Source organism: Kluyvera georgiana ATCC 51603, from assembly GCF_001654985.1.
Lineage (GTDB): Bacteria > Pseudomonadota > Gammaproteobacteria > Enterobacterales > Enterobacteriaceae > Kluyvera > Kluyvera georgiana.
In genome coordinates this window covers 1-26,933 of record NZ_LXEU01000085.1, presented here as the reverse complement: position 1 = coordinate 26,933, position 26,933 = coordinate 1, and the positions used below count along the sequence as shown (strand labels likewise).

The following is a 26,933-nucleotide window of genomic DNA, read 5'->3' as shown; positions in this document are numbered from 1 at the left end:
GGGAAAGGCATGTTTCATGCGCTACAAAAAATACTTCTGCGACCGCGACATAAACGCGGGATAGCTGGCGCACTGACTCAGTACGTCAATCACGTCATCATCAAGAATGTTGGTTAAATAATCATAAATCAGCATGCTATCGACAAACGCATCCTCGCTAATCGCCAGCATAAAGACCATCTTCACCATTTTCCCGGCGTCCCATTCAATACCGTTGGGGAATACCGCAACCGTCACCATGGTGCTCAACGCGACTAAGCCCAGCGGATGGGGGATGGCGATTTTATCATCCAGCAGCGTTGAGGCACGCTCCTCTCGTTCCAGCACTGACACCAGATAGCGTTCATCCACCCGCCCCTGACGAACCAGTTGAGCGGACAGAAAATGAATTAACGAAGCTTTATCATGCTGATGCTCGGTAAAAACAAAAAAATGCTCAGGCGAAAAATAGTTCACCATGGCGGTCGGCGTGGTCTCCGCGTGCAGAAAGTACTTCATATTTTCCAGTTGCCAGCGCTCGGGCAGCGGCGGCAGATGAATCACCCGCCGGTTTTTCTCCGCCACCGTGACGAAACTAATAACCAGATTCTCATCAATGCTTTCTGCGGCATTGTATTGTTCAACCGAGATGTAACGCGCAATCACCAGTTGCGGGTACATGCGGGTTATTTTCTGGCACACCAGTCTTGCCGATGCGCCGCCCTGCTCGCTGACCACCAGCGTGCTCAGAGTCGCCTCCTTGAGATGCGTCTCTTCCAGGATGGCGCCAATATGCATCACCAGATAGCCAATTTCGTCATCGCTGATACGCCCGGAGAAAAAATGTTCCAGTTCGCTGAATGCCGCAAGCGTCATTTCATAAATTAGCGGATAGTGTCGTTTAATCTGTTCTATCAATGGGTTAACGATGGTGATACCGTTGTTAACCCGAATGCGCATCGCTTTAATATGATTGAGCAGGCTGGAACGCGATGCTTCGTCATAGAACACATCGCAAAACCATGAGGCGCTCACATAGCTGAGAAAATGATTCATCACCGCGCACTCGGCGGCACAGTTTTCCGACAAGTCGTCCCCCGCATGTGTACAAAACGCAGCAAGGTTCATCGCAATATAGTCGATTTCACTTTGCAGCCCCGACGCGCCCTCACCGCAGAGCAAAGCGAAGATCTCTGCTGCCGCCGTTTTTATCGTCGGTTCGCCGCCGTTGAACGTAAAGTCCAATAGCCAGCTGCCGCGCTGCATGCGTCCGGATGCGATCGCGCAAATCAGCGTAAAAAAGCGCAGGTTCACATCGCTAATTTGTCGCCCATGCGCCACGACATAGCGGCTGAGCGCCTGTTTGATATCCGCCACTTGTCCGCGATTGTCGAACAGCGCGGCGAACTCCTCCTCCGGCTCTCTGGCCCGCAGTAAATGATCGTAGATACAACGACGCAGCGCGATTTCACTGCCCTGTAGCTTATAGCGCTCGGCGCCCTCGCAGTTGACGGCGATATCGTAAAGAGCAAAGTGACGTTTGAGCAGCGTGATGTCGTTGCGCAACGTATAGAGGCTGATAAACCACGTCGACTCCAGCTGCTCCAGCGAAACATCTTTATCCTGGCGCAACAGCGCCGTGAGCAACGCGCTACGCCGCTCGCGGGTAGAGCGCGTCTCTCTCCATGGTTTTTGCGACTGTTCCAACAGCCTGCGGTGGCCCGCCGGGTTATCCACCTGAATAGAAAACCCCACTTTGCGATCGTAGATGAGACGATTACCGGCTTGCATGATGATTTCGCCCAGCGCCTTCAGATCGCTACGAATAGTGCGGGTAGAAACATGCATCGCGTTTGCCAACGACTGCTGCGTCACCGTCCCCTGGGCTATCTGGATAAAGATATCTCTGACTCGCTTATTGGTGAACAGTCTCATCTTTCCCTCTTCAGGCGATCTCGATATAGAGCGTCTGCACATCGTTTGGCTTCAGCATGCGTCTCTCCGGCGCTGGCGTTTGCTCATCCAGCAGCACGCAACGCGCGTTTTCCAGCGCGGGAATCGCTACCGACGCCGCCAGATTCGGGTTATAGAAACGGCACACCAGCCCATTGCCGTTTTCAGCGCATTTGACAACGCTCAACTGGGCATCCTGCGGACCATCAGGCAGCGCCAGCACGCTGTGCTCCAATGGATAAGTGCGCTTTTCATCACTCAGGCAAAAACGCAGGCGACCGTTGAGGAAATCGCTGTCCTGATACACCGGGAACGCAGTCAGTAGCGCTTTTGAGATCTGCGCGTGCCGGGCATCATCAAACCGCCCCTGATAAATACGCCAGCTAAAATTAAAGCGGAGCGTTCCCATCAGTTGAGCATCCGGCGTTGCCACGACCGTTTCACCCGATGCTCGCCCCGGACGATAGAGCAGATTGGTTTTTCCCATGTAACCGAAAGAGCGGAACAGGGTGACGGCAATGGTATCAAAACGATCGCCGACGATTTCATACTCGCGCACGCCGTTGGTGTGCAGAGTAAAACCGTGGCTATCATCATGCAGGTTAACGTAGCTCTGCATGGGCTCGATAGCGACAGGCTTCTCGTGCCAGCCTTCATCTTCCCATACCCGCAGCGCGTCGCTGAGCTGTACAGGGCGCGTGACCGCGCCAAACAGCTGATCGGCACAGGAGATATGAGCCAGAATATCGGTGGCAAAATGCACGCACAGGCGATGACTCCGCACCCGGTTTTCCACCTCGACGGTAAAGTGAATGAGCGTATCCTGTCGCAGCGTAATCTGCACCGTCACAGGCATGACGCCATCAAGCTCGCCACGAGCGCGCGCCTCAAGATCGACGGGTACCGGCATCCGATAGTTAAGGCTCAACGCCTGCCGTACATCGCTGCATTCCCGCGACACTGCGGTGAGATATCCTTCCGAGGTCACGGTCAGATCTTCACGCGGCGGCGAATAGTTATAGGAGTCGCCGTCATCACCGTTCTCGACCAACAGCATTTGCCGCGCATAGCGCTTACCGCTGGCTTTCTCAGCGATCGTCAGCAGGCCATTTTCTTCAACATCAACACGATAGTGTTCATTTTCAATAAATGGTCGCGTATCGCTCTGCCGCTGGCTCTCCCCGTCGGCGCTAAAATCCAGATACCAACTTGTGTAACCCAAGGCAGGCAGCGCGCTGCTGTTTACCGTTACCCTGCTGCGGTAAACCTGCTGCGGTTTATGGTACGGTTTGCCCGGGTTAAGCCGGATGGTCTGATTAAGCACATAATCGGTCAGTTCCGTCTGCTCTTCAATCACGTACGGCAGCGCGCGCCCTGTCGCATCACGCAGCGTAAAAGGCACGCCCGGCAGCCAGGCTTCAAAGGTTATCTGCGGCGTCACCGCCACGGTCAGCGGATTAAATACCGTAAAACAATAATCGTGTTCGCGCGGCGTACGCATCGCAATCTGCCGGGTATGAAGCTCCAGCAGGTTGCTGGCGAGATCGCGCGCCTGCTTATAGCGGGCGGCAATATCCCGGTTCGTGTCGTCGCTATTGCAGCCGCCGATGCTGTCATGCGCGGCATTGAAAAACATCAGCTTCCAGATATCGGCCATCACCCGAGCCGGATAGTCATGCCCCAGGCTACGGCCAATCGCCAGCACCGGCTCCAGCGTATTAACCAGCAGCGCTTCGATATCGTTATTCATCTGCTTCAGGTCAGCCCGGCACGAAAAGATGGTTTTATGTACCCTCGAGTGTTTCCCCTCCGTCAACTCTCCCTTCAGGACGCGAACGTCTGCGCCCGCCTCCTGTTCCAGTGCGGTAATAAAGTCGAGCGGGCTACTGATTTGGTAATGACGCTGGTTGTCGCAGGCGTTGAACTGACGCACCAGTTCCGGCAAATTCTCGCGGATCGGCGCCTGGTCGAAACCATGCGGATACAGCAGGTTGGCACGGGCGCTGCGCGCTTCAATTGGCCTCATTTTTTCGTTCAAAAATGTCGTCAGGCTATCCGGCGTTTCATCCAGCAGGCCGCCGTAGTGGTATCCCCAGGGCATCTGCACGGCAAACACCGTATCGCCGTTGTCGCCCTGCCAGCAGAATTCCGTCTCATGCAGCGTATTGTCGGCAATTCCGCGCCAGAACAGCGCATGGTGAATGCCGAACTGGCGGTATATTTGCGGCATATTGCCGCCCTGGCCAAAGCAGTCGGGCACATAACCCAGCGCCATGCAGCCGCCCGCCTCTTTGGCGATTTTCATTCCGTACCACAGGTTACGCACCACCGATTCCTGGTGAATCACCAGTTGATCGGTTTGCGTGTACCACGGCCCGGTCAGCAGACGCTTCGCCGCGATCAGGGCACCGAGACGATCCTTATCTTCCGGCGCCCATTGCAGGTAGCTCTCAATTAAGGCGCTTTGCGCATCGAGGAGGTAACAGGAGAAATCGGGGTTATTCTCCAGCACGCGCAGCACATTCTTCACGTGATTTAACAAATAAATACGCGAACGTGACGAGGTAAAATACCACTCCTGATCCCAGTGAGTATGGCTGTAAACATGCACAACTTTCTCTTTCATCCCACCCTCCCTTCAGCGGCCTGAGCCGATTAATCAAACTTAATGTCAATCTCTTCGTTGACCGCTGGCGCAGCGGCGTTTTCTTCAGCTGATTCGTCGTTAAAATTCACCAGCAGATTGGCGCCGATGGCGATGACTGCAGTTCCTACCAGCGCGCCAAGAAAATAGGCCCACGGATGGCCGACGGTGAAACCGCCGTACAGCCCGCCCAGCGGCGGCATGATCGGATAGGCTTTGAACAGCGCCACGGTCATTGCGCCCAGCGCACCGGCCAGTACGTTAATCGGAATAAGCCTTGCGGGGTTACGCAGCGTGAAGGGGATCGCGCCCTCGGAAATACCGAGAATGCCCATAATGACCGCGCCGTTACCGGCTTCTTTCAGCGTCTGGTTAAAGTTATGGGGGCGCAGGAATCGCGCGGCGGCATAGCCGAGCGGTGGGATAATAATGGCCACGTTGACCAGAATCGCAGGCAGGTAGACGCCGCTCAGGAACAGCACGTTGGCGGTACCCCAGGCGGCTTTGTTGACCGGCCCCCCAAGGTCAAAACAGATCATTCCCCCGAGTACCGCCGCCAGCATGACCGTACTGGTGCCATCTTCAGTCATCTGCTGTACCCAGCCCATCAGCGTGGCATTGATCCAGCTCAGCACATCGCCGAGCAACAGCAGCATGATCACCACCTGTAAACCCACGGTGATAAACGGCAGAATAATCAGCGGGACGGAACTGGACGCCGAGCCGGTAATACGGATTTTGCGCCCGACCCATTCCGATGAATAGCCCGCCAGCAGCCCGCCCAGCACCGCGCCAAGGAAGCCGGAGCCGGTCATCGATGCAATCAGCCCGGCGGTAAAACCGGCTGCCAGCCCTTTTTTCCCGGCGATCGAAAAGGCCACATACGCGCCAAGCACGTAGTTCATCAGGCCGATAATTTTGAAGCCCACATCCTGAGTCAGGTACAGCCAGTTCATTAACCCATCGCTTTTGGCAAAAGCGTCCAGGTTAGGCTCGCCGACAATCAGGCCAATAATCTTGGCCACGGCCACCATCAGTGAACCGGCAATAATGACCGGTAAAGCGTAGGAAATCCCGGTCATTAAATGGTTTTTTATGTCTATCATTATCTTTTTCATGACATCACCATCTCTGTTTTATTGATTGCGACGCGCCTCAACGGCCGAAACGCATTTGGTAATCACATCGGCCGCATGGCTGACACATTGCCCAATCTTGACCCGAATAATGGTTTTTCCCGCAAACCGTTCTTCTTCTTCAATGGCGCGATCGGCGGCAATCAGCACAAAATCAGCGTCGGCAATATCCTGCTCGGAAAGACGGTCCATAATGCCCAGCGCCCCCTGCTGCTCAATATTGACCCGATGCCCGAGACGCGCCCCCTCTTTTTCCAGCGATTTAGCGGCCATCGGCGTATGGGCCAGACCGGCAATACAGGAAGTCACTCCCACAATATTCATATCTGCTCCTTTATTTCGATGCGTGACTGCATAAAGTGAAACAACTCGTCTTCATCGTTGGCGGCGAATAAATAGGCTCTGAATTCGTCTTCAACAATTTGGCTGGCAAGGCTATTGATGATTTTTAAATGCAAAAACTGCGCGCCGGATTCCGGTACCAGCAGGCCGAAAATAATCTGTACCGGCTGACCGTCGAGGCTTTCCCAGGGAATCGGCTGCTGCAGGCGGATAAAAATCACCCCGGCCCGGGAGACGTTGGCGGTTTTGGCGTGAGGAATGGCTATCTGGTTCTCAAAACCGGTGGAGTATTGCTTCTCTCGCTCCCACAGATCGGCTTCAATTTGCGCTGCGCTTTCGGCCCAGCCCTGCGCCACGGCATGATGGGCCAGAAAACGGAAAATAGACTGCTTATCGGCGAAAGTCTGGTTGAGAAAAATGTTGTCCCGAGCAATGAGCATTGACCTACCTCTCCATGCGTTTATTCCCGATTAGATTGCGTCAATACTAGGCTTTCTGGTGCACGCAAACTGAGCGCCGTTTTCCGCCCGCAGGAGGAAACGCGTTCTTTATTACGAGGGGAAAAAAGCGAGCGGAGTCAAAAAAATGCCGCGATTTGTGATGGGAAACAGGTTTGCCCCGGCGTCGCTATGCTCGGCCGGGCTACGGGAAGAAATAGAGAGATTACCCTTTCAGCTTCGGATCCAGCGCGTCGCGCAGCCCATCGCCCAGCAGGTTAAACGCCAGCACCGTCAGGAAAATGGCCAGCGCCGGGAAGACCGCGACGTGCGGCGCAATCACCATATCAGCACGCGCCTCATTGAGCATAGCGCCCCATTCCGGCGTTGGCGGTTGTGCCCCCAGGCCAAGGAACGACAGACTGGCGGCAGAGATAATCGATACGCCAATACGCATGGTGAAATAGACCACAATCGACGATACCGTCCCCGGCAGAATATGCTGGAAAATGATCGCGCTGTCGCTGGCGCCAATGCTGCGTGCCGACTCAATAAAGGTCTGTTGCTTGAGCACCAGGGTATTGCCGCGCACCAGACGGGCGAACGCCGGGACGGAGAAAATCGCCACGGCGATAATCACGTTGGTCATGCCGCTGCCCATAATCGCCACCACGGCGATGGCCAGCAGAATGCCGGGAAAGGCGAACAGCACGTCGCAGATGCGCATGATGATGCGATCCCACCAGCCTTCATAGTAGCCCGCTACCAGCCCCAGCACGGTACCGATAAGCGAACCGATCAGCACCGCGAAGACGCCTGCGGTCAGCGAGATCTGCGCGCCCACCAGCACGCGACTGAAAATATCACGCCCCAGCGAATCCACGCCAAACCAGTGAATCAGCGACGGCCCGTCGTTTAGCCTGTCGTAGTCAAAATAGTTTTCCGCATCGAACGGCGCAATCCACGGTGCGGCCACCGCGACCACAATCAGCAGCAGCACGAAAATGCCCGAGGCCATCGCCACCGGCTGCTGGCGAAAGCGCCGCCAGAACTCCCGCCACGGCGTGCGCTGCGACGCTGCCTGCATCACCGGCATGGCGCTAAGAACAGCCTGTCGACGCCAGTTGAATAATCGCACGTTATTTATACCTGATAGCCGGGTTAATGGCGGCGTACAGCACGTCCACCACTAAGTTGATAAGAATAAACTCCAGCGAAAACAGCAGCACCTCGGCCTGAATCACCGGGTAGTCGCGCATTTCCACCGAATCGACCAGCAGGCGTCCCAGCCCCGGCCAGTTAAACACCTTTTCGACCACGATCGAGCCGCCGAGCAGAAACCCAAACTGCAGCCCCATCATGGTGACCACCGGGATCATCGCGTTACGCAGCCCGTGTTTGAGCACCACCACCTTTTCGCTGACGCCTTTGGCGCGCGCGGTACGCATATAGTCCTCATTCAGCACGTCAACGAACGAGGCGCGGGTGAAGCGTGCCATTACCGAAGCGACGGCGGCGCCCAGCGTTAATGAAGGCAAAATATAGTGTCGCCAGCTGTCGGCGCCCACGGTCGGCAGCCAGCCCAGTTCGACGGAGAAAATCTGCATCAGCAGCATCCCCAGGGCAAAGGCCGGGAACGAAATACCGGTCACCGCCAGCGCCATGCCCAGGCGGTCCGGCCAGCGGTTGCGCCAGACGGCGGCGGCAATGCCCGCGCCCATGCCAAACAGCACCGCCCAGCCCATGCTGGCGAGCGTCAGCCACAGCGTGGGGAAAAAGCGGCTGGCAATCTCTTCCGATACCGGACGGCGGGAAACCATCGACGTGCCAAAATCGCCCTGCACGGCATGGCTAATGTAATGCCAGAACTGCACGTACAGCGGCTGATCCAAACCCAGCTGCTGGCGCACCATAGCAATCACCTGCGCGTCCGCTTCCGGGCCAGCAATCAGCCGGGCCGGGTCGCCGGGCAGCATGTGGACAAACAAAAACACCAGCACCGCCACGATAAACAGCGTGGGGATCAGGCCGAGCAGGCGTTTAATCACATAGTTGAGCATGACTCTCCTTGCCGATGACTCCCTGCCCCTTCATGAGGCAGGGAAACGTCGCTTACTTCAAATCCGCGTCGTCAAAGCTAAACCCGGTATCCGGCATAATATAGAATCCGGTCAACGACTTGCTGTGCGCTGATACCAGTTTCTCCACCACCAGCGGCACCCACGGCGACTCTTTCCAGATAGTATCCTGAACCGCCTTATACAGCCGCGCTTTTTCGTTGCTGTCGGTGGTTTGCAGCGCCGCGCTGAGGTCTTTATCGACTTGAGGGTTGCCGTAGAACGCGGTGTTAAACTGCGTTGGCGGCCAGTTTGAGGAGGCAAACAGCGGCGACAGCGCCCAGTCGGCTTCACCGGTCGAGGCCGACCAGCCGGTGTAGAACATTCTCACGCCGCTCTCTTTCTGCCCCTTGCCTTCCACTTCCGCCGCACGCTGCCCGGCGTCCATCGCGGTGACCTGCGCTTTAATGCCAATTTGCGCCAGCTGCTGCTGGGTAAATTGCAGCACCTTCTGCGCGGTGCTGTGGTTGTGCGATGACCACAGCGTGGTGCTAAAGCCGTTCGGGTAACCCGCCTCTTTCAGCAGCTCACGCGCTTTTGCCGGGTCGTACGGCCACGGTTGATACTGCGTTGCGTAGGCAATCGACGGCGGCACGACGCCGGTAGCCGGTGCCGCGTAACCCGCAAAGGCCACCTTCACCAGCGCCTGGCGGTTAATCGCGTAGTTGATGGCCTCACGGACCTTCGGGTTATCGAACGGTTTTTGCGTCACGTTCATGCTGATATAGCGCTGCATGATTGACGGGCTGGCCACCAGCTCAAGCTGGCTGTTTTTCGCCAGCAGCGCCGCCTGCTCGTAAGGGATCGGGAAAGCAAACTGCGCTTCACCGGTTTGCAGCATCGCCGCGCGGGTATTGTTGTCGACCACCGGACGCCAGGTAATGGAGTCCAGCTTCGGCAGCCCTTTTTGCCAATAATTGGCAAACTTGCTGACCTTCACGAAGTCGGTCTGGTTCCAGGTATCCAGCTGATACGGCCCGGTCCCTACCGGATGGAAGCCAATCTCGTTGCCGTATTTTTTCAGCGCCGCTGGCGAGATCATCGCCGTCGCCGGGTGGGCGAGAATATTGATAAACGCCGAGAACGGCTGCTTGAGGGTGATTTTCACCGTCTGCGGGTCGACGACTTCGGTCTTATCAATGTTCTTGTACAGGTTATAGCGCTTGAGGTGGCTTTCTGGATTGCTGGCGCGATCGAGGTTGACCTTCACCGCTTCGGCGTTGAAATCGGTGCCGTCCTGGAATTTGACGCCCTGGCGCAGCTTGACGGTATAGACCTTGCCGTCATCCGATACCGTGTAGCTTTCCGCCAGCACGTTCTTCAGCTTCATCTCTTTATCCAGGCCGAACAGCCCCTGATAGAAGGATTTCGCCACCGCCTGCGACAGCGTGTCGTTAGCGTCGTACGGGTCGAGGGTGGTGAAGTTGGAGCCTACCGCCACCACCACATCTTTTGCCGCGAACGAGGAAGCGGAGGCCAGCGCTGAAGCCACCCCCAGTGCAACCAGCCATTTACGTGAAACGCGTTGTGTCATATTGTCCCCTGCCTGTCGTTTTATTATCGATTTATCAGCGCACTGCTTGCCGGTTCGCGGGCCACATAGTGCCCCGGCGCCACCTGTTGCAAACCGATCGGTTCTACCTCTTCGCCCCGTCTGTAGATATTGCCCGGCAGCTCGTCAGACAGCAGCACGCGCTGCGGACGTTTGTGCGTCGGGTCGGCCACCGGCACGGCGGCCAGCAGCTTGCGGGTATAAGGATGCTGCGGATTCTCAAAAATAGCGCGCCGCGGGCCAATCTCCACAATCCGCCCGCGGTACATCACCGCCACGCGATGGCTGATGCGCTCCACCACCGCCATATCATGGGAAATAAACAGAAAGGCGATGCCCATCTCCCGCTGCAGCGACAGCAGCAGGTTGATAATCTGCGCGCGAATGGAAACATCGAGCGCCGATACCGACTCATCGGCAATCACCACCTTCGGCTGTAGGGCCAGTGCGCGCGCGATACAGATACGCTGGCGCTGGCCGCCGGAAAACTCGTGCGGATACCGCCAGGCATGTTCCGGCTCTAATCCGACGCGCTGCAAAAGCCACTCAACCCGCTTCTGGAGCGCTTCGCCTTGCAGCACCCCGTGCACACGCAGCGGCTCCATAATCGAAAAGCCGACCGTATGGCGCGGATCGAGGGAGGCGTAAGGGTCCTGGAAGATAATCTGAATATCGCGGCGCAGCGGCTGAAGCTGGTGAGCGGAGAGCAGATCGATACGCTCGCCGTTGAAGGTAATCGTGCCCTTCTGCGATTCCACTAACCGCAACAGCGCACGCCCGGTCGTGGATTTGCCACAGCCAGATTCGCCCACCAGCGCCAACGTTTCGCCGCCCCACAGGTCAAAGCTGACATTTTCCACCGCATGCACTTCACGGGTGACGCGGTTAAGCACGCCGCCGCGTAGCGGAAAGCGCGCCACCAGGTTGCGCACCTGAAGAATCGGCTTGCCCTCCACCACCGTTTTTTGCTGCTGAGGCTCAATCTCCGGCGCGTTGAGTTCAGGGAAACTGCGCGGATAGTCGCTGCCGCGCATCGCCCCCAGCCGGGGAACCGCCGCCAGCAGACGACGGGTATACGGATGCTGCGGCGCGTTAAAGATAGCCTCAACGCTACCGGTCTCCACCACCTCCCCCTGATGCATCACCAGCACCCGGTCGGCGATTTCCGCGACGACGCCCATATCGTGGGTGATAAAAATCACCCCCATCGACATCTCTTGTTGCAGCACGTTGATAAGCTGGAGAATTTGCGCCTGAATCGTGACGTCCAGCGCGGTCGTCGGCTCATCGGCAATCAGCACCGCCGGGCGACATGACAGCGCCATCGCGATCATCACTCGCTGACGCATGCCGCCAGAGAGCTGATGCGGGTAGCGAGACAGCATGGTCTGCGCCTCAGGAATGCGCACTTTATCGAGCGTTTTTTTCGCCTCAATCAGCGCCTCTTCGCGGCCCAGCCCCTGATGCAGGCGGATGGACTCGGCAATCTGCTCGCCGATGGTAAACACCGGGTTAAGCGAAGTCATCGGTTCCTGAAAAATCATCGCGATGTCGGCACCGCGCACGCTGCGCATCTGCGCGGGCGTTTGTTCCTGCAGTTCGATCACTTCGCGATTGCGCCGCCGCAGCAGCATTTGCTCGCACTGCATCTGGCTGTTGGACTGTTCCAGCAGCCGCATCAGCGCCAGCGCCGTCACGGACTTACCTGAACCGGACTCGCCGACAATCGCCAGCGTCTCTCCCCGGTTCAGATGAAAAGAGAGTTGATGCACGGCGCGCACGGACTGCTTGTCCTGGCGAAACGCGACGTTCAGGTTCTGAATGCTCAGCACCTGCGTGACATCAAGCTCGTCGGAATGCGGCACGGTGACTCCTTCTATTCGCGATAAATGCCAATCGTAGGCGTATCCCCGGCATAGGCCCAGGCGCGATACATCCCTTCACTGTTAAACGGCAGCACGACGTTGCCCTCACGATCGATGGCAATCAGCCCACCGCTACCGCCCAGCGCGGGCAGTTTTTCCATCACTACGCGTTCGCAGGCTTCCAGCAGGCTGAGATTGCCGTATTCCATTAATGCGGCGATATCGTAAGCCGCCAGCGTGCGGATAAACACCTCGCCGGTGCCGGTACAGGAGACGGCTACGCTGGCGTTGTTGGCATAGCATCCCGCGCCGACCAGTGGGCTATCGCCCACCCGCCCTGGCAGCTTGTTGGTCATGCCGCCGGTAGACGTCGCCGCGGCAAGATTGCCGTCGAGATCTAATGCCACCGCGCCGACGGTGCCCATCTTCTGCCGTTCATCCAGCGGCGCGTCGTGGTCGAGAATAAACTCACCGTTGCTGCGCGCCTCAATAAGCTGTTGAAAACGCGCGTCGGTGGAGAACAGCGAATTCTCGACCAGCTCGACGCCCTGCGCCTGAGCAAAAGCCTCTGCCCCTTCGCCAATCAACATCACGTGCGGGCTATTTTCCAGCACCAACCTGGCCGCCAGTACCGGGTTACGCAGGCGCTTTACCCCAGCGACGGCGCCCGCCTGCAGCGAATTGCCGTCCATCACGCAGGCGTCAAGTTCATGCGTTTCATCAGCGGTAAACACCGAGCCGATCCCGGCGTTAAACAGCGGGCACTCCTCCAGCTGACGAACCGCTTCGGTCACCGTATCCAGCGCGCTGGCGCCGGATTCCAGCATCTGCTGCGCATGCTCCACAATGCTGGACAACGCGGTGACATATTCGCGCTCTTTTTCCACTGACATCTGCTGACGGCTTATTGCCCCTGCTCCGCCATGAATCGCAATGACTGCCTTACCCATTCGTTATCCCTTACGTCATTTTATTTATAAATATCATTATAGTGACTCTGTTCCTATATCAATTTTGAATATAGAAAGAGCGTCCGGAAATGTCAGGGTACACCACAGGTGGCATACAGTCTGCGGGGGTTTTCTGCCATAATGTGCGCATTCGAACGTTTCCCGCAGGAGTTTACCCATGGATTTTACCGCCGGACTGATCCCGCTTGATACCGCGCTCGCCCAGATGCTTGAGCAAATTAGCCCGCTTCGTGAAAGCGAGTCGGTGCCGCTGTTACAGGCTTTCGGCCGTATCACCGCAGGCGATGTCGTCTCCCCATTGGACGTTCCGGGTTTTGATAACTCGGCGATGGATGGCTACGCGGTGCGTCTGGCCGACCTCGCGGCGCAAACGCCGCTGACGGTCGCGGGTAAAGCCTTTGCCGGGCAGCCGTTCCACGGTGAATGGCCTGCCGGAAGCTGCGTGCGCATCATGACCGGTGCGCCAATTCCCGCAGGCTGTGAAGCGGTCGTGATGCAGGAAGAGACCGAGCAGACCGACGCCGGTATCCGTTTCACCGCAGCTGTGAAGCCGGGGCAGAATATTCGCCGTCGCGGCGAAGACATCGCCAACGGCGCGGTGGTTTTCCCGGCGGGTACCCGCCTCACCGTCGCCGAGCTGCCGGTGCTGGCTTCTCTCGGCATTGCCGAAGTGGACGTGGTGCGAAAAGTACGCGTCGCGCTGTTCTCCACCGGTGACGAACTCCAGCTACCGGGCCAGCCGCTGGGCGATGGGCAAATCTACGACACCAACCGTCTGGCGGTGCATCTGATGCTCGAACAGTTGGGCTGTGAGGTAATTAACCTCGGGATTATCCGCGATGACCCGGAACAGCTGCGCCAGACCTTTATTCAGGCCGACCAGCAGGCTGATGTCGTTATCAGCTCCGGCGGCGTTTCCGTTGGCGAGGCGGACTACACCAAAACGATTCTCGACGAGCTGGGTGAAATCAGCTTCTGGAAGCTCGCCATCAAACCGGGCAAGCCGTTTGCTTTCGGTAAGCTAAGCCACAGCTGGTTCTGCGGTCTGCCGGGTAACCCGGTCTCCGCGGCGCTGACCTTCTATCAGTTAGTGCAGCCGTTGCTGGCCAAACTGAGTGCGGGCAGCAACGCCACGCAGGCTCCGCGCCTGCGCGTGCGTACCACCGATCGGCTGAAAAAATCCCCGGGTCGTCTCGACTTCCAGCGCGGCCTGCTGACCCGCGACGCCAACGGCGACCTTACCGTGTCCACGACCGGCCATCAGGGCTCGCACATTTTTAGCTCATTCAGCCAGGGCAATTGCTTTATCGTGCTGGAGCGTGAGCGCGGCAACGTCGAAGCCGGTGAATGCGTAGAGGTTGAACCCTTTAACCATCTGCTGGGAGGCCTGTGATGGCCGCCGAACTCAGCGATGCCGAGATGCTGCGCTACAACCGGCAAATCATCCTGCGGGATTTTGATTTTGACGGCCAGGAGCAGTTAAAGACGTCGCGCGTGCTGGTTGTCGGCCTGGGTGGGCTGGGCTGTGCGGCGGCGCAGTATCTGGCCGCCGCGGGAATTGGCCAACTCACCCTGCTCGATTTCGACACCGTGGCGCTTTCCAACCTGCAACGCCAGACGCTGCATAGCGACGCCACTATCGGTCAGCCGAAAGTCGACTCCGCCCGCGACGCGCTGGCGCGCATTAACCCACACGTCACGCTGGCGACCCACAACGCACTGCTGGAAGAAGCGGCGCTGTGGGCGCTGATTGCGGAACAGGATTTGGTGCTCGACTGTACCGATAACGTCGCTATTCGTAACCAGCTGAATGCAGGCTGTTTCCGGCATAAAGTCCCGCTGGTTTCCGGCGCGGCGATTCGCATGGAAGGGCAAATTTCGGTGTTTACGTATCAGGAAGGCGAGCCGTGCTACCGCTGCCTGAGCCGTCTGTTCGGCGAGAATGCGCTCACCTGCGTGGAAGCGGGCGTGATGGCGCCGCTAGTGGGCGTGATTGGCGCGATGCAGGCGATGGAAGCGATTAAGGTGCTGGCCCATTACGGTACGCCAGCGGCGGGCAAAATCGTGATGTATGATGCGATGCGCTGCCAGTTCAGAGAGATGAAGCTGATGCGTAGCCCGACGTGCGAGGTGTGCGGGGAGGCTTCGGCGTAACCCCCTCACCCTAACCCTCTCCCCGGTGGGGAGAGGGAACCGATCGTGCCAATAGAGAAAGTATTACAGCGACGTGCGGCCAAACGCCGTTTGCCAGTCCTGCTCAAACTTCGCCACTGCGGCATCTACCGCCGGGTAGCTGATCAGCTGCTGCGCAACGTCCAGCGGCAGGGTAATCGACTGGCAGCCCGCCAGCAGGCAGTCCAGCGCCTGACGCGGCGTTTTAAAGCTCGCGGCCAGCACCTTCGACTGTGGCGCATGCAGAGTCAGCAGATCCTGTAATTCACACACCGTCTGAATACCATTTCCCCCCTGCGCATCGACGCGGTTAACGTAAGGCGCGACATATTCAGCCCCCGCCAGCGCCGACAGCAGCCCCTGCGCTGCGCCGTAAACGGCGGTACCCAGCGTCGGGATCCCTTCCGCTTTCAGCAGCTTAATCGCCGCCAGACCTTCCGCCGTCACCGGCACTTTAACGACCAGATCCGGAATAATCGCCCGCAGCTTGCGCGCGTCCGCCACCATGCCGTCGGCGGTTGTCGCCATCACCTGGGCAAACAGACGGCCTTTACCGCCCATCGCGTCCAGCAGTTCCGGCAGCAGCGCGTCCAACGGCGTCTTACCTGCCGCCACGATGCTTGGGTTTGTGGTCACGCCCGCCAGCGGGAAAACGCGCGCCAGTTTCTTCACTGCGGCGACGTCAGAGGTGTCGAGATAGAGTTCCATGATGTGTCCTTAAACCGTGATATTGAGCATGGAATAACATTACCACAGCAAAACCTCTTCTTAAGTTGATTCATGTCAAGATAACTTTCATTCGAAAGCATTTTAATCTTTATACGAAAGATGAGGACAGCATATGATTTTCAACATTCAGCGCTATTCCACCCACGATGGCCCCGGTATCCGTACCGTGGTTTTCCTGAAAGGCTGTTCGCTCGGCTGTCGCTGGTGCCAGAACCCCGAAAGCCGCTCCCGCGAGCAGGATTTGCTGTTCGACCCGCGTCTGTGCCTGGACGGCTGCGACCTGTGCCAGAAAGCTGCACCGTCGGTCATTGAACGTGCGCTTAACGGGCTGGTTATCCATCGGGAAAAGCTGGATAACGCCCACCTTGCCACACTGACCAACTGCTGCCCGACGCAGGCGCTGACCGTCTGCGGCGAAGAGAAAAGCGCCGAAGAAATTATGGCCACCGTGCTGCGCGATAAACCGTTTTACGATCGCAGCGGCGGCGGTATGACGCTCTCCGGCGGCGAACCGTTTATGAACCCGGAACTGGCGCTGGAACTGTTGAAAAGCGCCCATGAACAGGGCATCCACACGGCGGTAGAAACCTGCCTGCACGTGCCATGGCGCTACCTGGAGCCCGCACTGCCCTATATCGACCTGTTCCTCGCTGACCTGAAGCACGTAGACGAAGCACGCTTCAAGCAGTGGACCGACGGTTCGGCCAAACGCGTGCTCGATAACCTGAAACGCCTTGCAGCCGCCGGAAAACAGGTAACCCTACGCGTACCGCTGATTCAGGGCTTTAATGCCGATGAAGACTCCATCAAAGCGATTGCTGATTTTGCCGCCGACGAGATGCCGGGCGTGCGCGACATTCATTTTTTGCCGTACCACACGTTGGGTATCAACAAATATACCCTGCTCGGCCTTCCCTACTTTGCACCCGACAAGCCGCTGAACGACCCGGCGCTGCTGGATTTTGCCCAGCAGTACGCCCGCGAAAAAGGGTTAACGGCGACATTACGAGGATAAAACGATGACCACTCTGACTCTCGACAAACTGACCGACCGCATCAAAGCTCACAAAACCGCGCTGGTGCATATCGTTAAGCCACCGGTATGTACCGAACGCGCACGCCACTATACCGAAGCCTATCAGCAGCATCTCGACAAGCCGATTCCGGTACGCCGCGCGCTGGCGCTGGCCCATCACCTCGCAGAACGCACTATCTGGATCAAGCACGACGAGCTGATTATCGGCAACCAGGCCAGTGAAGTGCGCGCCGCGCCTATTTTCCCGGAATATACCGTCAGCTGGATTGAAAAAGAGATCGATGACCTGGCCGACCGCCCCGGCGCCGGTTTTGCGGTGAGCGAAGAGAACAAGCGCGTGCTGCACGAAGTGTGCCCATGGTGGCGTGGCCAGACCGTACAAGACCGCTGCTACGGCATGTTTACCGATGAACAGAAAGCGCTGCTGGCCACCGGCATTATTAAAGCCGAAGGTAATATGACCTCCGGCGACGCCCACCTGGCCGTGAACTACCCGCTGCTGCTGGAAAAAGGCCTCGACGGCATGCGCGCCAAAGTCGCCGAGCGTCGTACCCGCATCAACCTGACCGTACTGGAAGACCTGCACGGTGAGCAGTTCCTGAAAGCCATTGATATTGTGCTGGAAGCCGTGGGCCTGCACATTGAACGTTTCGCCGAGCTGGCGCGCAAAATGGCTGCCGAAGAGTCTCGCGAAAACCGCCGCGACGAGTTGCTGGCGATCGCCGAAAACTGCGATGTCATTGCCCACCAGCCGCCAAAAACCTTCTGGCAGGCGCTGCAGCTGTGCTACTTCATCCAGCTGATTCTGCAAATTGAGTCCAACGGTCACTCGGTGTCGTTCGCCCGTATGGACCAGTATCTCTATCCGTACTACCGCCGCGACGTTGAGCTGGAGCAGTCGTTGGATCGCGAACACGCTATCGAACTGCTGCACAGCTGCTGGCTGAAGCTGCTGGAAGTGAACAAAATTCGCTCCGGCTCGCACTCCAAAGCTTCCGCCGGTAGCCCGCTGTATCAGAACGTCACCATCGGCGGACAGAAGCTGGTCAACGGCGAAGCGCAGGACGCGGTCAACCCGCTCTCTTACGCGATTCTCGAATCCTGCGGCCGCCTGCGTTCCACGCAGCCAAACCTGAGCGTGCGCTATCACGCCGGGATGAGCAACGACTTCCTCGACGCCTGCGTGCAGGTCATTCGCTGCGGCTTTGGCATGCCGGCATTCAACAACGATGAGATCGTGATTCCAGAATTTATCAAACTGGGCGTTGAACCTCAGGATGCCTATGATTATGCCGCCATCGGCTGTATTGAAACCGCCGTTGGCGGTAAATGGGGCTACCGCTGCACCGGGATGAGCTTTATCAACTTTGCCCGCGTGATGCTGGCCGCGATGGAAGGCGGTCGCGATGCCACCAGCGGCCAGGTCTTCCTGCCGCAGGAACACGCGCTGTCGCAGGGTAACTTCGCCAACTTCGAGCAGATGCTGGCCGACTGGGATAGCCAGATTCGTTACTACACCCGTAAATCCATTGAGATTGAATACGTGGTCGACACCATGCTGGAAGAGAACGTGCACGATATTCTGTGCTCGGCGCTGGTTGACGACTGCATTGAGCGGGCAAAAAGCATTAAACAGGGCGGCGCAAAGTACGACTGGGTTTCCGGCCTGCAGGTGGGGATCGCCAACCTCGGCAACAGCCTGGCGGCAGTGAAAAAACTGGTCTTCGATCAGGGGCTGATTGGTCAGCAGGAGCTGGCAAAAGCGCTGGCGGAAGACTACGAAGGACTGACCCACGAGCAGCTACGTCAGCGTTTGATTAACGGCGCGCCGAAGTACGGCAACGATGATGACAGCGTCGACGCCCTGTTGGCCCGCGCCTATCAGACCTATATCGACGAACTGAAGCAGTATCACAACCCACGTTACGGTCGCGGCCCGATCGGCGGCAACTATTACGCGGGTACGTCTTCCATTTCAGCGAACGTACCGTTTGGCGCGCAGACCATGGCAACCCCGGACGGCCGTAAAGCGAAAACCCCGCTTGCTGAAGGCGCCAGCCCGGCTTCCGGCACCGACCACCTGGGGCCAACGGCGGTGATTAGCTCCGTCGGGAAGCTGCCGACCTCGGCGATTCTCGGCGGCGTGCTGCTGAACCAGAAGCTGAACCCGGCGACGCTGGAAAACGAAAGCGACAAGCAAAAGCTGATGGCGCTGCTGCGTACCTTCTTCGAAGTGCACAAAGGCTGGCATATTCAGTACAACATCGTGTCGCGCGAAACGCTGCTGGAAGCGAAAAAACATCCGGATCAGTACCGTGATTTGGTGGTGCGCGTGGCGGGGTATTCAGCGTTCTTTACCGCGCTGTCGCCGGATGCGCAGGACGATATTATTGCGCGTACTGAGCATACGCTGTAAGTCGGCGCATTTCCCCCTCACCCTAACCCTCTCCCCTCAGGGGAGAGGGAACCGATCGGCGCCGTTGGTCAATCCCCCCTCTCCCTTCCAGGGAGAGGGCCGGGGTGAGGGTCCAACGCGCACAGCGACCCACCGCCTTTCTTTCAAATGAAATAAATTTGTGCTTTATCTCACATTGTAATTAAATTGTTTCTGGCCGAAGTTACACCAGGAGCATCCCGTATGACCGTTAAAGTTATCGTCACCGATATGGACGGAACTTTTCTTAATGACGCCAAGACCTACGACCGTTCGCGGTTTCTGGCGCAGTTTGAACAGCTTCAAGCACGTGGCATTGAATTCGTTGTCGCCAGCGGCAACCAGTATTATCAGCTGATTACCTTCTTCCCTGAAATTCGGGATCGCATCTCTTTTGTCGCGGAAAACGGCGCGCTGGTGTACGAGCACGGGCAGCAGCTTTTCCACGGCGAGCTAACGAAACATGAGTATCAGACGGTGATTGGCGAACTGCTGAAAGACCCGCAGATGTATTTCGTCGCCTGCGGTCTGGAAAGCGCTTATATCAGCGACAGCGCGCCGGATGCGCTGGTTAAACTGATGTCCAAACACTACTACCGCTTAAAGCGCGTGGCGAACTTCCACGACGTCGACGATAAGATGTTCAAATTCTCCCTGAACCTCCCGGACAGCGATATCCCCGATCTGATTGATAAGCTGCACGTCTCCCTCGACGGCATTATGAAGCCCGTCACCAGCGGCTTCGGCTTTGTCGATCTCATCATTCCCGGCCTGCACAAAGCCAACGGCATCAGCCGCCTGCTGAAGCGCTGGCAGCTTTCGCCGCAGCAGTGCGTGGCGATTGGCGATAGCGGCAACGACGCCGAGATGCTCAAGCTGGTGAAATATTCCTTCGCCATGGGCAACGCGGTCGACAGCATTAAGGCCATTGCGGACTACCGGACCGACGACAACAACCACGACGGTGCGCTGAACGTCATTCAGTCCGTGCTGGACGGCGCCGACCCCTTCTAATTCTCTTCCTTTGTCGGCCTGATAAACGAAGCGCCATCAGGCGCTTCCGAGCACATTGCCGGATGGGGGCGTTGCCTTATCCGGCCTACATATTCATCTTCCTTTCCCTTCGTGATCTAACGCAAGAATTTAAACTTGCATTAACTTTATTTTAACCTAAAGTATCACCTGTAATGCATTTTACTTTCGAATGAAAGATTGCGAGGTTGATATGACGATTACCTTTACCCACGAAACGCTCCCTGCCGACCCGAAAGCGGCCATTCGCCAGATGAAACAAACGCTACGCGCGCAGATTGGCGACGTCCAGGCGGTGTTCGACCGTCTGAGCGCCACCATTGAAGCGCGGGTTGCGGAAATTAACGCCCTGAAGGCGCAGGGGCAGCCTGTGTGGCCAATCATTCCCTTTGCCGATCTGGCGGCGTGCAACATTAGCGAGGCCACCCGCGCTGAGGTGAAGCGTCGCGGATGTGCGGTGATTAAAGGTCACTTCCCGCGTGAACAAGCGCTGGCGTGGGATCGTTCAATGCTCGACTACCTCGATCTCAACCATTTCGATGACGTATATAAGGGGCCGGGCGATAGCTTTTTCGGTTCACTTGATGCCTCACGTCCGGAAATCTACCCGATTTACTGGTCGCAGGCGCAAATGCAGGCGCGTCAGAGCGAAGAGATGGCGCTGGCCCAATCGTTCCTCAACCGCCTCTGGCAAGTGGAAAGCGAGGGCAAGCAGTGGTTTAATCCGGATATCAGCGTCATTTATCCGGACCGTATCCGCCGTCGCCCACCGGGTACCACCTCCAAAGGCCTCGGAGCACATACCGATTCTGGCGCGCTGGAACGCTGGCTGCTGCCAGCCTATCAGCAGGTCTTCGCCAGCGTATTTAACGGGAACGTGGAACAATACGACCCGTGGAACGCGGCGCACCGCACCGAGGTGGAAGAGTACACCGTGGATAACACCACCAAATGCTCGGTGTTCCGCACCTTCCAGGGCTGGACTGCACTCTCGGACATGATCCCGGATCAGGGGCTACTGCACGTAGTGCCGATTCCGGAAGCGATGGCCTACGTGCTGCTGCGTCCGCTGCTTGACGACGTACCGGAGGACGAACTGTGCGGCGTAGCGCCAGGGAAAGTGCTGCCAATCTCCGAGAAATGGCACCCGCTGCTGATAAGCGCACTGACCTCCATTCCGGCACTGGAGGCCGGTGATTCGGTATGGTGGCACTGTGACGTGATCCACTCGGTCGCACCGGTGGAGAATCAGCAGGGCTGGGGGAACGTGATGTACATTCCCGCCGCGCCAATGTGCGAAAAAAATCTCGCTTACGCCCACAAGGTGAAAGCGGCATTAGAACGCGGCGCGTCGCCGGGCGACTTTCCGCGTGAAGACTACGAAGCCGACTGGCAGGGCCGCTTTACGCTCGCCGACCTCAATATTCACGGCAAACGTGCGCTGGGCATCGACGCCTGATTATCGTACAACCCTTCCCGTTCAACGGCGGTGTGCCCTTTTCCGGGGCGCACCCGCCGCACCGATTCCCGAACCGCCAGCCGCCCGTGTAGCAGTAGCGATCCTACCGGCGCGTCGGGGCGAATCAGCCGCTGTTGCAGCATCTGCACCGCCTCTACGCCCAGTTCGTCGCGCGGCACGTGAACCGCGGTGAGCGGCACGTCCTCAATGGCCGCCAGGTTGAAGCCATCGATACTCATGACCGAGACATCCTGCGGCACCCGCAGCCCGCGCTGGCGCAGGGCGTTAACGGTACCCGCCGCCATAAAATCACCGCCCACCAGGAACGCCGTCGGCAATGGCCGGCCATTGCGCGCATCCAGCCATGCGCCAACCTTTTCCTCGGCAACGTTGGCGCTAAAGCTGCTGATATTTAACAGGTCGCGCTCGTGCTGAAACTCAAGGTTGTGCTGACGCCATGCCTCTTTAATGCCGGCCAGCCGCTGTTCCATGGTGTAACGGCGCAGACACATGACGTTCATGACCTCCCGATGGCCCATTTCAAACAGGTAGCGCGCGGCGAAAGCGCCAATCATCCGATGGTCCGGCGCTATGGCAGGCAGGCGCATGCGTTCGTCGCGGCAGTTAATCAACACGCAGGGCTTCGCGAGGTCGGCGGCAAGATCGTGAATATGCGGATCGTCAATGCCCAGCAGAATGGCCGCCTGCGTTTCCGCTTCGTTCATGCGCGACAAAAACAGCGTAGGATCGCTGTCGTTCTCCTCCAGCGCGCAGTAGCGCAAGCGCACCTCGTGTGGCGAGAGCGCTTTACTGATGCTCTGGATCACACGGTAGTAAAAGATGTCGGACCGCTCATCGAACGCCCGCGGCGGCGCAAAGACAATCAGGCTATTGAGCAGCATCCTTCCTGCCGCCATACCGTCCATCACCCCAAGCTCACGCGCGCAGGTCAACACCTGCTCGCGGGCGCGAGCGCTGGTATTCGCTTTACCCGCCAGCACACGCGAAACGGTGCTGGCAGACAGCCCGGTTCGGGCGGCAATTTCGGCGATTTTCAGCTTCTTTTCCATTTTGTGATCTGTCTCTAATTCAAAAATGAAAGAATTTTCATGACAAAAATGCCTTATTTGGCAAGGCATGAAAGACATATACGTAATGTATATCAGTCACTCATGAAAAAACGTGCACAAAACCCGCTTTTACCAACCTTTCATGTCTTCTAAGGTGAATTGGTAGAACAACTTCCATACAAGAACGGTGGAAGTGAAAAATAACAAAGCTGATAAATATCAAAATCTTACCAAAAGTGGTGTGACAACTTCCCACGTAGTTGCCCACCGTTTCTGACATCATCCTGTGGAGATCCCTATGAGTCAGGGCATCAATAATGAAATAACAACCAGCAAAACTCGCCGCGTTGTCAAAAACCTGCGCTGGTGGATGCTGGTGCTTTTTTTACTCGGCGTCACCGTCAACTACATCACCCGTAACTCGCTGGGGATCCTGGCGCCGGAGCTGAAAGACAGCCTCGGGATCACCACCGAGCAATATTCCTGGATCGTCGGCGCCTTCCAGATCGCCTATACCCTGTTCCAGCCGTTGTGCGGCTGGCTGATTGACGTTATTGGCCTGAAGCTGGGCTTTATGATCTGCGCCAGCCTGTGGGCGCTGGCCTGTTTACTGCACGCCGGTGCCGGTAACTGGCTACATCTGGCGATGCTGCGCTTCTTTATGGGCGGCGCGGAAGCGGCGGCTACCCCGGCCAACGCCAAAACCATCGGCGAGTGGTTTCCCAAATCGGAACGCCCGGTCGCAGCGGGTTGGGCTGGCGTGGGTTTCTCAATTGGCGCGATGCTGGCACCGCCAATCATCTATTTTGCCCACGCCTCTTTTGGCTGGCAGGGCGCGTTTATGTTTACCGGTATTCTGGCGCTCGCATGGGTTGCACTGTGGTGGGCGTTCTACCACAACCCGGACAAACACCCGAACCTGGGCAAAGCCGAGCTGGACTATATCCGTCAGGACAACGAAGCGCCGCCGGTGAAGCTGCCATTCCTGACCGCGCTGAAAACCGTGGGCAAAAACAAACGCTTCTACGGTATCGCTATCCCGGCCTTTATGGCGGAACCGGCATGGGCCGTGTTTAGCTTCTGGATGCCGCTCTATTTTGCCAAGCAGTACAACATGGATCTCAAGCAGATCGCCCTGTTCGCCTGGCTGCCCTTCCTGGCCGCCGACCTCGGCAGCGTCGCGAGCGGCTATTTAACCCGCCTCTATGTGCGCCTGTTCGGCTGCTCACGCGTCAACTCTACCGTGGCCAGTTCCGTCACCGGGGCATTCCTGATGGTGTCGCTTGCCGTCGTGGCGGTGACGAAAGATCCGATCATCGCCGTGGTGCTGATGTCGATTGGCGGCTTTGGCCACCAGATCATCTCCTGCATGCTGAGCGCACTGGTTGTTGAATCGTTCGACAAAGGCCAGATGGCGACCGTTAACGGCATGCGTGGTTCCGCCGCATGGATTGCGAGCTTCCTGTTCTCACTGATTATTGGGGTGACTGCCGACAAAATCGGCTTCAACCCGCTGTTTGTCGCCATGGGTTTCTTCGACCTGATTGGCGCCGTCTTCCTGGTCGCATTTATTGCTGAACGCCGCGCGAAACGCGCCTGATAGTGGATGTAAATATGAAAACGCTGAAAAACTGGACCCTACAAAAACAGTCTTCCCACCACGTCGAGCTGCTGGTCGACGGCCAGCACACGCTGTGTCTGTATGTGCTGGAGGAGAATCTGTTCCGCGTGCTGTTGAAACGCAAAGGCGAGCTGGCGCTGGACCGCACCTGGAGTATCGCCCCCGAGCAGGACGTGCCATGGGAGGGCCGCAGCCGTGAAGATCTCAGCGGTTTTAGCCTGCCTGCCTGGACGTTAAGCCAACAGGACGATACCGTGATGATCGCCACCCAGTCGCTGCGCGTCACCGTCCACCAGCCGCTGTGGTTGGAGTGGCATTACCGCAACGCCGAAGGCGAGTGGCAGCCGCTGGTCAACGACCGCCCGACCAGCGCCTATCTGGTGAATGCCCACGGCGATGGCGTGGCACACTACCAGAGCCGCCGTAAGGACGAGCGTTTTTATGGCCTGGGGGATAAAGCCGGTGATTTGCAGCGTAACGGCAAGCGCTACGAGATGCGCAACCTGGATGCCATGGGCTACAACGCGTCCAGCACCGACCCGCTGTACAAACACATTCCGTTTACCATTACCCGCCGCGATGACATCAGCTTCGGGCTGTTTTACGACAACCTCAGCAGCTGCTGGCTGGATTTAGGCAACGAGATCGACAACTACCACACCGCTTATCGCCGCTGGCAGGCCGAAGCCGGTGATATCGATTACTACCTGTTTACCGGCGAGCGCGTGCTGGATGTCACCAAAGCCTTCGTCCGTCTGACCGGCAAAACGCTGTTCGGACCGAAATGGAGCCTGGGCTACAGCGGCTCAACTATGCACTACACCGACGCGCCGGACGCGCAAAATCAGCTGATGAACTTTATTCGTCTGTGCGACGAGCATGCTATCCCGTGCGATTCGTTCCAGCTCTCTTCCGGCTATACCTCCATTAACGGCAAGCGCTACGTCTTCAACTGGAACTACGACAAAGTGCCGCAGCCAAAAGTCATGAGCCAGGCGTTCCACGACGCGGGCCTGCATCTGGCGGCTAACATCAAGCCATGCTTGTTGCAGGATCACCCGCGTTACAACGAGGTGGCGGAGAAAGCGCTGTTTATTCGCGACTCGGAAAGCGACGGTCCGGAGCGTTCCAGCTTCTGGGACGATGAAGGTTCGCACCTCGATTTTACCAATCCGCAAACCGTGGCCTGGTGGCAGGAGGGCGTCACGTCGCAGCTGCTGGAGATGGGTATCGATTCCACCTGGAACGATAACAACGAGTTTGAAGTGTGGGACGGTGAAGCGCGCTGTCACGGCTTTGGCGATGAGATTGCGATTAAGCATATTCGCCCGGTGATGCCGCTGCTGATGATTCGCGCGTCAATGGAAGCGCAGGAGCGCTTTGCGCCGAACAAGCGCCCGTATCTGATCTCCCGTTCCGGCTGCGCCGGGATGCAGCGCTACGTGCAGACCTGGAGCGGCGATAACCGCACTAACTGGGACACGCTGCGCTACAACATCCGCATGGGGCTGGGGATGAGCCTGTCCGGTCTGTACAACCTGGGCCATGATGTCGGCGGCTTCTCCGGCGACAAACCGGACCCGGAGCTGTTTGTCCGCTGGGTACAGAACGGTGTAATGCATCCGCGCTTTACCATCCATTCATGGAACGATGACCACACGGTGAACGAACCCTGGATGTATCCTGGCGTGACCCCGGCGATTCGTAGCGCGATTGAGCTGCGCTACCGTCTGCTGCCGTACCTCTACACGCTGCTATGGCAGGCGCATGCCGACGACGAGCCGATGCTGCGTCCGACCTTCCTCGATCACGAGCACGATGCGCAGACCTTTGAAGAGTGCGACGACTTCCTGCTGGGCCGCGATATTCTGGTTGCCAGCGTGGTGGAAGCCGGCGAGCGCGAGCGTCGCGTCTGGCTGCCGGACAACGAAACCGGCTGGTACGATTTCTACACCGGCGCGTGGTACAGCGGCGGCCAGTCGATTGTCGTCGATGCGCCGCTGGAGAAACTGCCGCTGCTGGTGCGTGCGGGCGCTGGTCTACCGCTGAGCGAACGTATTACCTACGTGAAAGCAGAAGAAGATACCTCGCGTGAGCTGAAGCTGTTCCCGATGAAAGGAATAGGCCGCTCTTCGGGCCTGCTGTTTGAGGATGACGGCGAGTCGTGGGGCTACAAAGAGGGTAACGCGCTGTGGCTGGAGTGGGAAATGGTCTGCACCGCCAGTACGATTGACCTGAAGGTAAACGCACGCGGCGATTATCGTCCAGCATGGGAAGCGTTGAAAGTGACGCTACCAGAAGGAGAAAAACGTCAGCTGTTGATTAACGGCGAAGAAAAAAGCGAGTGGGTTCGAGGATAACCCCTTACCCCGCCCCTCTCCCCG

At 57.7% G+C, this 26,933-nt stretch carries 20 protein-coding genes; 8 read left to right on the top strand and 12 right to left on the bottom strand.

The features are described 5' to 3' along the window. Positions 1-21: 21 nt before the first annotated feature. The 10 genes from M989_RS20970 to iaaA all read right to left on the bottom strand — a co-directional run bounded on the left by M989_RS20970 (position 22) and on the right by iaaA (position 12,975). Complete coding sequence (locus M989_RS20970) at positions 22-1,914, bottom strand: BglG family transcription antiterminator (RefSeq protein ID WP_064548532.1); 1,893 nt, start codon at positions 1,912-1,914, stop codon at positions 22-24. 10 nt (positions 1,915-1,924) lie between these two features. After that, positions 1,925-4,558, bottom strand: a complete 2,634-nt coding sequence (gene mngB / locus M989_RS20965) for a mannosylglycerate hydrolase (protein WP_064548530.1) — start codon at positions 4,556-4,558, stop codon at positions 1,925-1,927. 29 nt (positions 4,559-4,587) lie between these two features. Then, positions 4,588-5,682, bottom strand: a complete 1,095-nt coding sequence (locus tag M989_RS20960; protein WP_245191277.1) for a PTS fructose transporter subunit IIC — start codon at positions 5,680-5,682, stop codon at positions 4,588-4,590. 30 nt (positions 5,683-5,712) lie between these two features. Beyond that, the gene (locus M989_RS20955; protein WP_064548527.1) at positions 5,713-6,036 is read right to left on the bottom strand and encodes a PTS fructose transporter subunit IIB; all 324 of its coding nucleotides are present in this window, start codon (positions 6,034-6,036) and stop codon (positions 5,713-5,715) included. Further along, positions 6,033-6,494: a PTS sugar transporter subunit IIA gene (locus tag M989_RS20950; RefSeq protein WP_064548525.1), complete on the bottom strand. Its 462-nt coding sequence runs from the start codon at positions 6,492-6,494 to the stop codon at positions 6,033-6,035. Before M989_RS20950 ends, M989_RS20955 begins: the two co-directional genes overlap by 4 nt. A 223-nt stretch (positions 6,495-6,717) precedes the next feature. Beyond that, positions 6,718-7,629 carry a glutathione ABC transporter permease GsiD gene (gene gsiD, locus M989_RS20945; RefSeq protein ID WP_064548523.1) on the bottom strand — a complete coding sequence of 304 codons (912 nt, stop codon included), beginning with the start codon at positions 7,627-7,629 and terminating at the stop codon, positions 6,718-6,720. Position 7,630: 1 nt separating this feature from the next. After that, the gene (gene gsiC / locus M989_RS20940; protein ID WP_064548521.1) at positions 7,631-8,551 is read right to left on the bottom strand and encodes a glutathione ABC transporter permease GsiC; all 921 of its coding nucleotides are present in this window, start codon (positions 8,549-8,551) and stop codon (positions 7,631-7,633) included. A gap of 52 nt (positions 8,552-8,603) precedes the next feature. Next, complete coding sequence (gene gsiB / locus M989_RS20935) at positions 8,604-10,142, bottom strand: glutathione ABC transporter substrate-binding protein GsiB (protein ID WP_064548520.1); 1,539 nt, start codon at positions 10,140-10,142, stop codon at positions 8,604-8,606. Between the two features lie 23 nt (positions 10,143-10,165). After that, the gene (gsiA, locus tag M989_RS20930; protein ID WP_064548518.1) at positions 10,166-12,025 is read right to left on the bottom strand and encodes a glutathione ABC transporter ATP-binding protein GsiA; all 1,860 of its coding nucleotides are present in this window, start codon (positions 12,023-12,025) and stop codon (positions 10,166-10,168) included. An 11-nt stretch (positions 12,026-12,036) separates the two neighbouring features. Further along, complete coding sequence (gene iaaA, locus M989_RS20925) at positions 12,037-12,975, bottom strand: beta-aspartyl-peptidase (RefSeq protein WP_064548516.1); 939 nt, start codon at positions 12,973-12,975, stop codon at positions 12,037-12,039. A gap of 178 nt (positions 12,976-13,153) precedes the next feature. Here iaaA and moeA point away from each other — a divergent pair, with 178 nt between their 5' ends. Beyond that, on the top strand, positions 13,154-14,389 hold the full coding sequence (gene moeA / locus M989_RS20920) for a molybdopterin molybdotransferase MoeA (protein WP_064548514.1): 1,236 nt from the start codon (positions 13,154-13,156) through the stop codon (positions 14,387-14,389). Then, on the top strand, positions 14,389-15,150 hold the full coding sequence (moeB, locus tag M989_RS20915; RefSeq protein ID WP_064548511.1) for a molybdopterin-synthase adenylyltransferase MoeB: 762 nt from the start codon (positions 14,389-14,391) through the stop codon (positions 15,148-15,150). Before moeA ends, moeB begins: the two co-directional genes overlap by 1 nt. Before the next feature lie 63 nt (positions 15,151-15,213). Here the strand turns inward: moeB and fsa are convergent, their stop codons facing one another. Next, the gene (fsa, locus tag M989_RS20910) at positions 15,214-15,876 is read right to left on the bottom strand and encodes a fructose-6-phosphate aldolase (protein ID WP_064548509.1); all 663 of its coding nucleotides are present in this window, start codon (positions 15,874-15,876) and stop codon (positions 15,214-15,216) included. 133 nt (positions 15,877-16,009) lie between these two features. Here fsa and M989_RS20905 point away from each other — a divergent pair, with 133 nt between their 5' ends. The 4 genes from M989_RS20905 (at position 16,010) to M989_RS20890 (ending at position 21,858) form a co-directional block, all read left to right on the top strand. Continuing rightward, positions 16,010-16,912, top strand: coding sequence for a glycyl-radical enzyme activating protein (locus tag M989_RS20905; protein ID WP_064548507.1), 903 nt, complete (start codon positions 16,010-16,012; stop codon positions 16,910-16,912). Positions 16,913-16,916: 4 nt separating this feature from the next. Continuing rightward, a complete protein-coding gene (locus tag M989_RS20900) occupies positions 16,917-19,349 on the top strand; it encodes a formate C-acetyltransferase/glycerol dehydratase family glycyl radical enzyme (protein WP_064548505.1) in 2,433 nt (810 codons plus the stop codon). 222 nt (positions 19,350-19,571) lie between these two features. Next, positions 19,572-20,381, top strand: a complete 810-nt coding sequence (locus M989_RS20895; RefSeq protein ID WP_064548503.1) for a Cof-type HAD-IIB family hydrolase — start codon at positions 19,572-19,574, stop codon at positions 20,379-20,381. 211 nt (positions 20,382-20,592) lie between these two features. Then, complete coding sequence (locus M989_RS20890) at positions 20,593-21,858, top strand: DUF1479 domain-containing protein (RefSeq protein WP_064548725.1); 1,266 nt, start codon at positions 20,593-20,595, stop codon at positions 21,856-21,858. Here M989_RS20890 and M989_RS20885 read toward each other — a convergent pair. Then, positions 21,825-22,928 carry a LacI family DNA-binding transcriptional regulator gene (locus tag M989_RS20885; RefSeq protein ID WP_064548501.1) on the bottom strand — a complete coding sequence of 368 codons (1,104 nt, stop codon included), beginning with the start codon at positions 22,926-22,928 and terminating at the stop codon, positions 21,825-21,827. The genes M989_RS20890 and M989_RS20885 overlap by 34 nt on opposite strands. A 298-nt stretch (positions 22,929-23,226) precedes the next feature. On the opposite strand from M989_RS20885, the gene M989_RS20880 reads away from it, so the two are divergent. Together M989_RS20880 and M989_RS20875 are read left to right on the top strand one after the other, a co-directional pair. Further along, on the top strand, positions 23,227-24,528 hold the full coding sequence (locus M989_RS20880; RefSeq protein WP_064548500.1) for an MFS transporter: 1,302 nt from the start codon (positions 23,227-23,229) through the stop codon (positions 24,526-24,528). 14 nt (positions 24,529-24,542) lie between these two features. Beyond that, positions 24,543-26,909 (top strand): glycoside hydrolase family 31 protein, encoded by a 2,367-nt coding sequence (locus M989_RS20875; RefSeq protein ID WP_064548498.1) that lies wholly within the window; start codon positions 24,543-24,545, stop codon positions 26,907-26,909. Positions 26,910-26,933 lie beyond the last annotated feature (24 nt).

Bases quoted from the DNA above. Each gene is read 5' to 3' on its own strand.
- M989_RS20950 (WP_064548525.1), bottom strand. From the start codon at position 6,494: ATGCTCATTGCTCGGGACAACATTTTTCTCAACCAGACTTTCGCCGAT.
- M989_RS20885 (WP_064548501.1), bottom strand. From the start codon at position 22,928: ATGGAAAAGAAGCTGAAAATCGCCGAAATTGCCGCCCGAACCGGGCTG.
- M989_RS20895 (WP_064548503.1), top strand. From the start codon at position 19,572: ATGACCGTTAAAGTTATCGTCACCGATATGGACGGAACTTTTCTTAAT.
- moeB (WP_064548511.1), top strand. From the start codon at position 14,389: ATGGCCGCCGAACTCAGCGATGCCGAGATGCTGCGCTACAACCGGCAA.
- M989_RS20900 (WP_064548505.1), top strand. From the start codon at position 16,917: ATGACCACTCTGACTCTCGACAAACTGACCGACCGCATCAAAGCTCAC.
- gsiB (WP_064548520.1), bottom strand. From the start codon at position 10,142: ATGACACAACGCGTTTCACGTAAATGGCTGGTTGCACTGGGGGTGGCT.
- mngB (WP_064548530.1), bottom strand. From the start codon at position 4,558: ATGAAAGAGAAAGTTGTGCATGTTTACAGCCATACTCACTGGGATCAG.
- gsiC (WP_064548521.1), bottom strand. From the start codon at position 8,551: ATGCTCAACTATGTGATTAAACGCCTGCTCGGCCTGATCCCCACGCTG.
- M989_RS20890 (WP_064548725.1), top strand. From the start codon at position 20,593: ATGACGATTACCTTTACCCACGAAACGCTCCCTGCCGACCCGAAAGCG.
- M989_RS20905 (WP_064548507.1), top strand. From the start codon at position 16,010: ATGATTTTCAACATTCAGCGCTATTCCACCCACGATGGCCCCGGTATC.
- M989_RS20970 (WP_064548532.1), bottom strand. From the start codon at position 1,914: ATGAGACTGTTCACCAATAAGCGAGTCAGAGATATCTTTATCCAGATA.
- M989_RS20955 (WP_064548527.1), bottom strand. From the start codon at position 6,036: ATGAATATTGTGGGAGTGACTTCCTGTATTGCCGGTCTGGCCCATACG.
- M989_RS20960 (WP_245191277.1), bottom strand. From the start codon at position 5,682: ATGATAGACATAAAAAACCATTTAATGACCGGGATTTCCTACGCTTTA.
- M989_RS20875 (WP_064548498.1), top strand. From the start codon at position 24,543: ATGAAAACGCTGAAAAACTGGACCCTACAAAAACAGTCTTCCCACCAC.
- moeA (WP_064548514.1), top strand. From the start codon at position 13,154: ATGGATTTTACCGCCGGACTGATCCCGCTTGATACCGCGCTCGCCCAG.
- M989_RS20880 (WP_064548500.1), top strand. From the start codon at position 23,227: ATGAGTCAGGGCATCAATAATGAAATAACAACCAGCAAAACTCGCCGC.
- fsa (WP_064548509.1), bottom strand. From the start codon at position 15,876: ATGGAACTCTATCTCGACACCTCTGACGTCGCCGCAGTGAAGAAACTG.
- iaaA (WP_064548516.1), bottom strand. From the start codon at position 12,975: ATGGGTAAGGCAGTCATTGCGATTCATGGCGGAGCAGGGGCAATAAGC.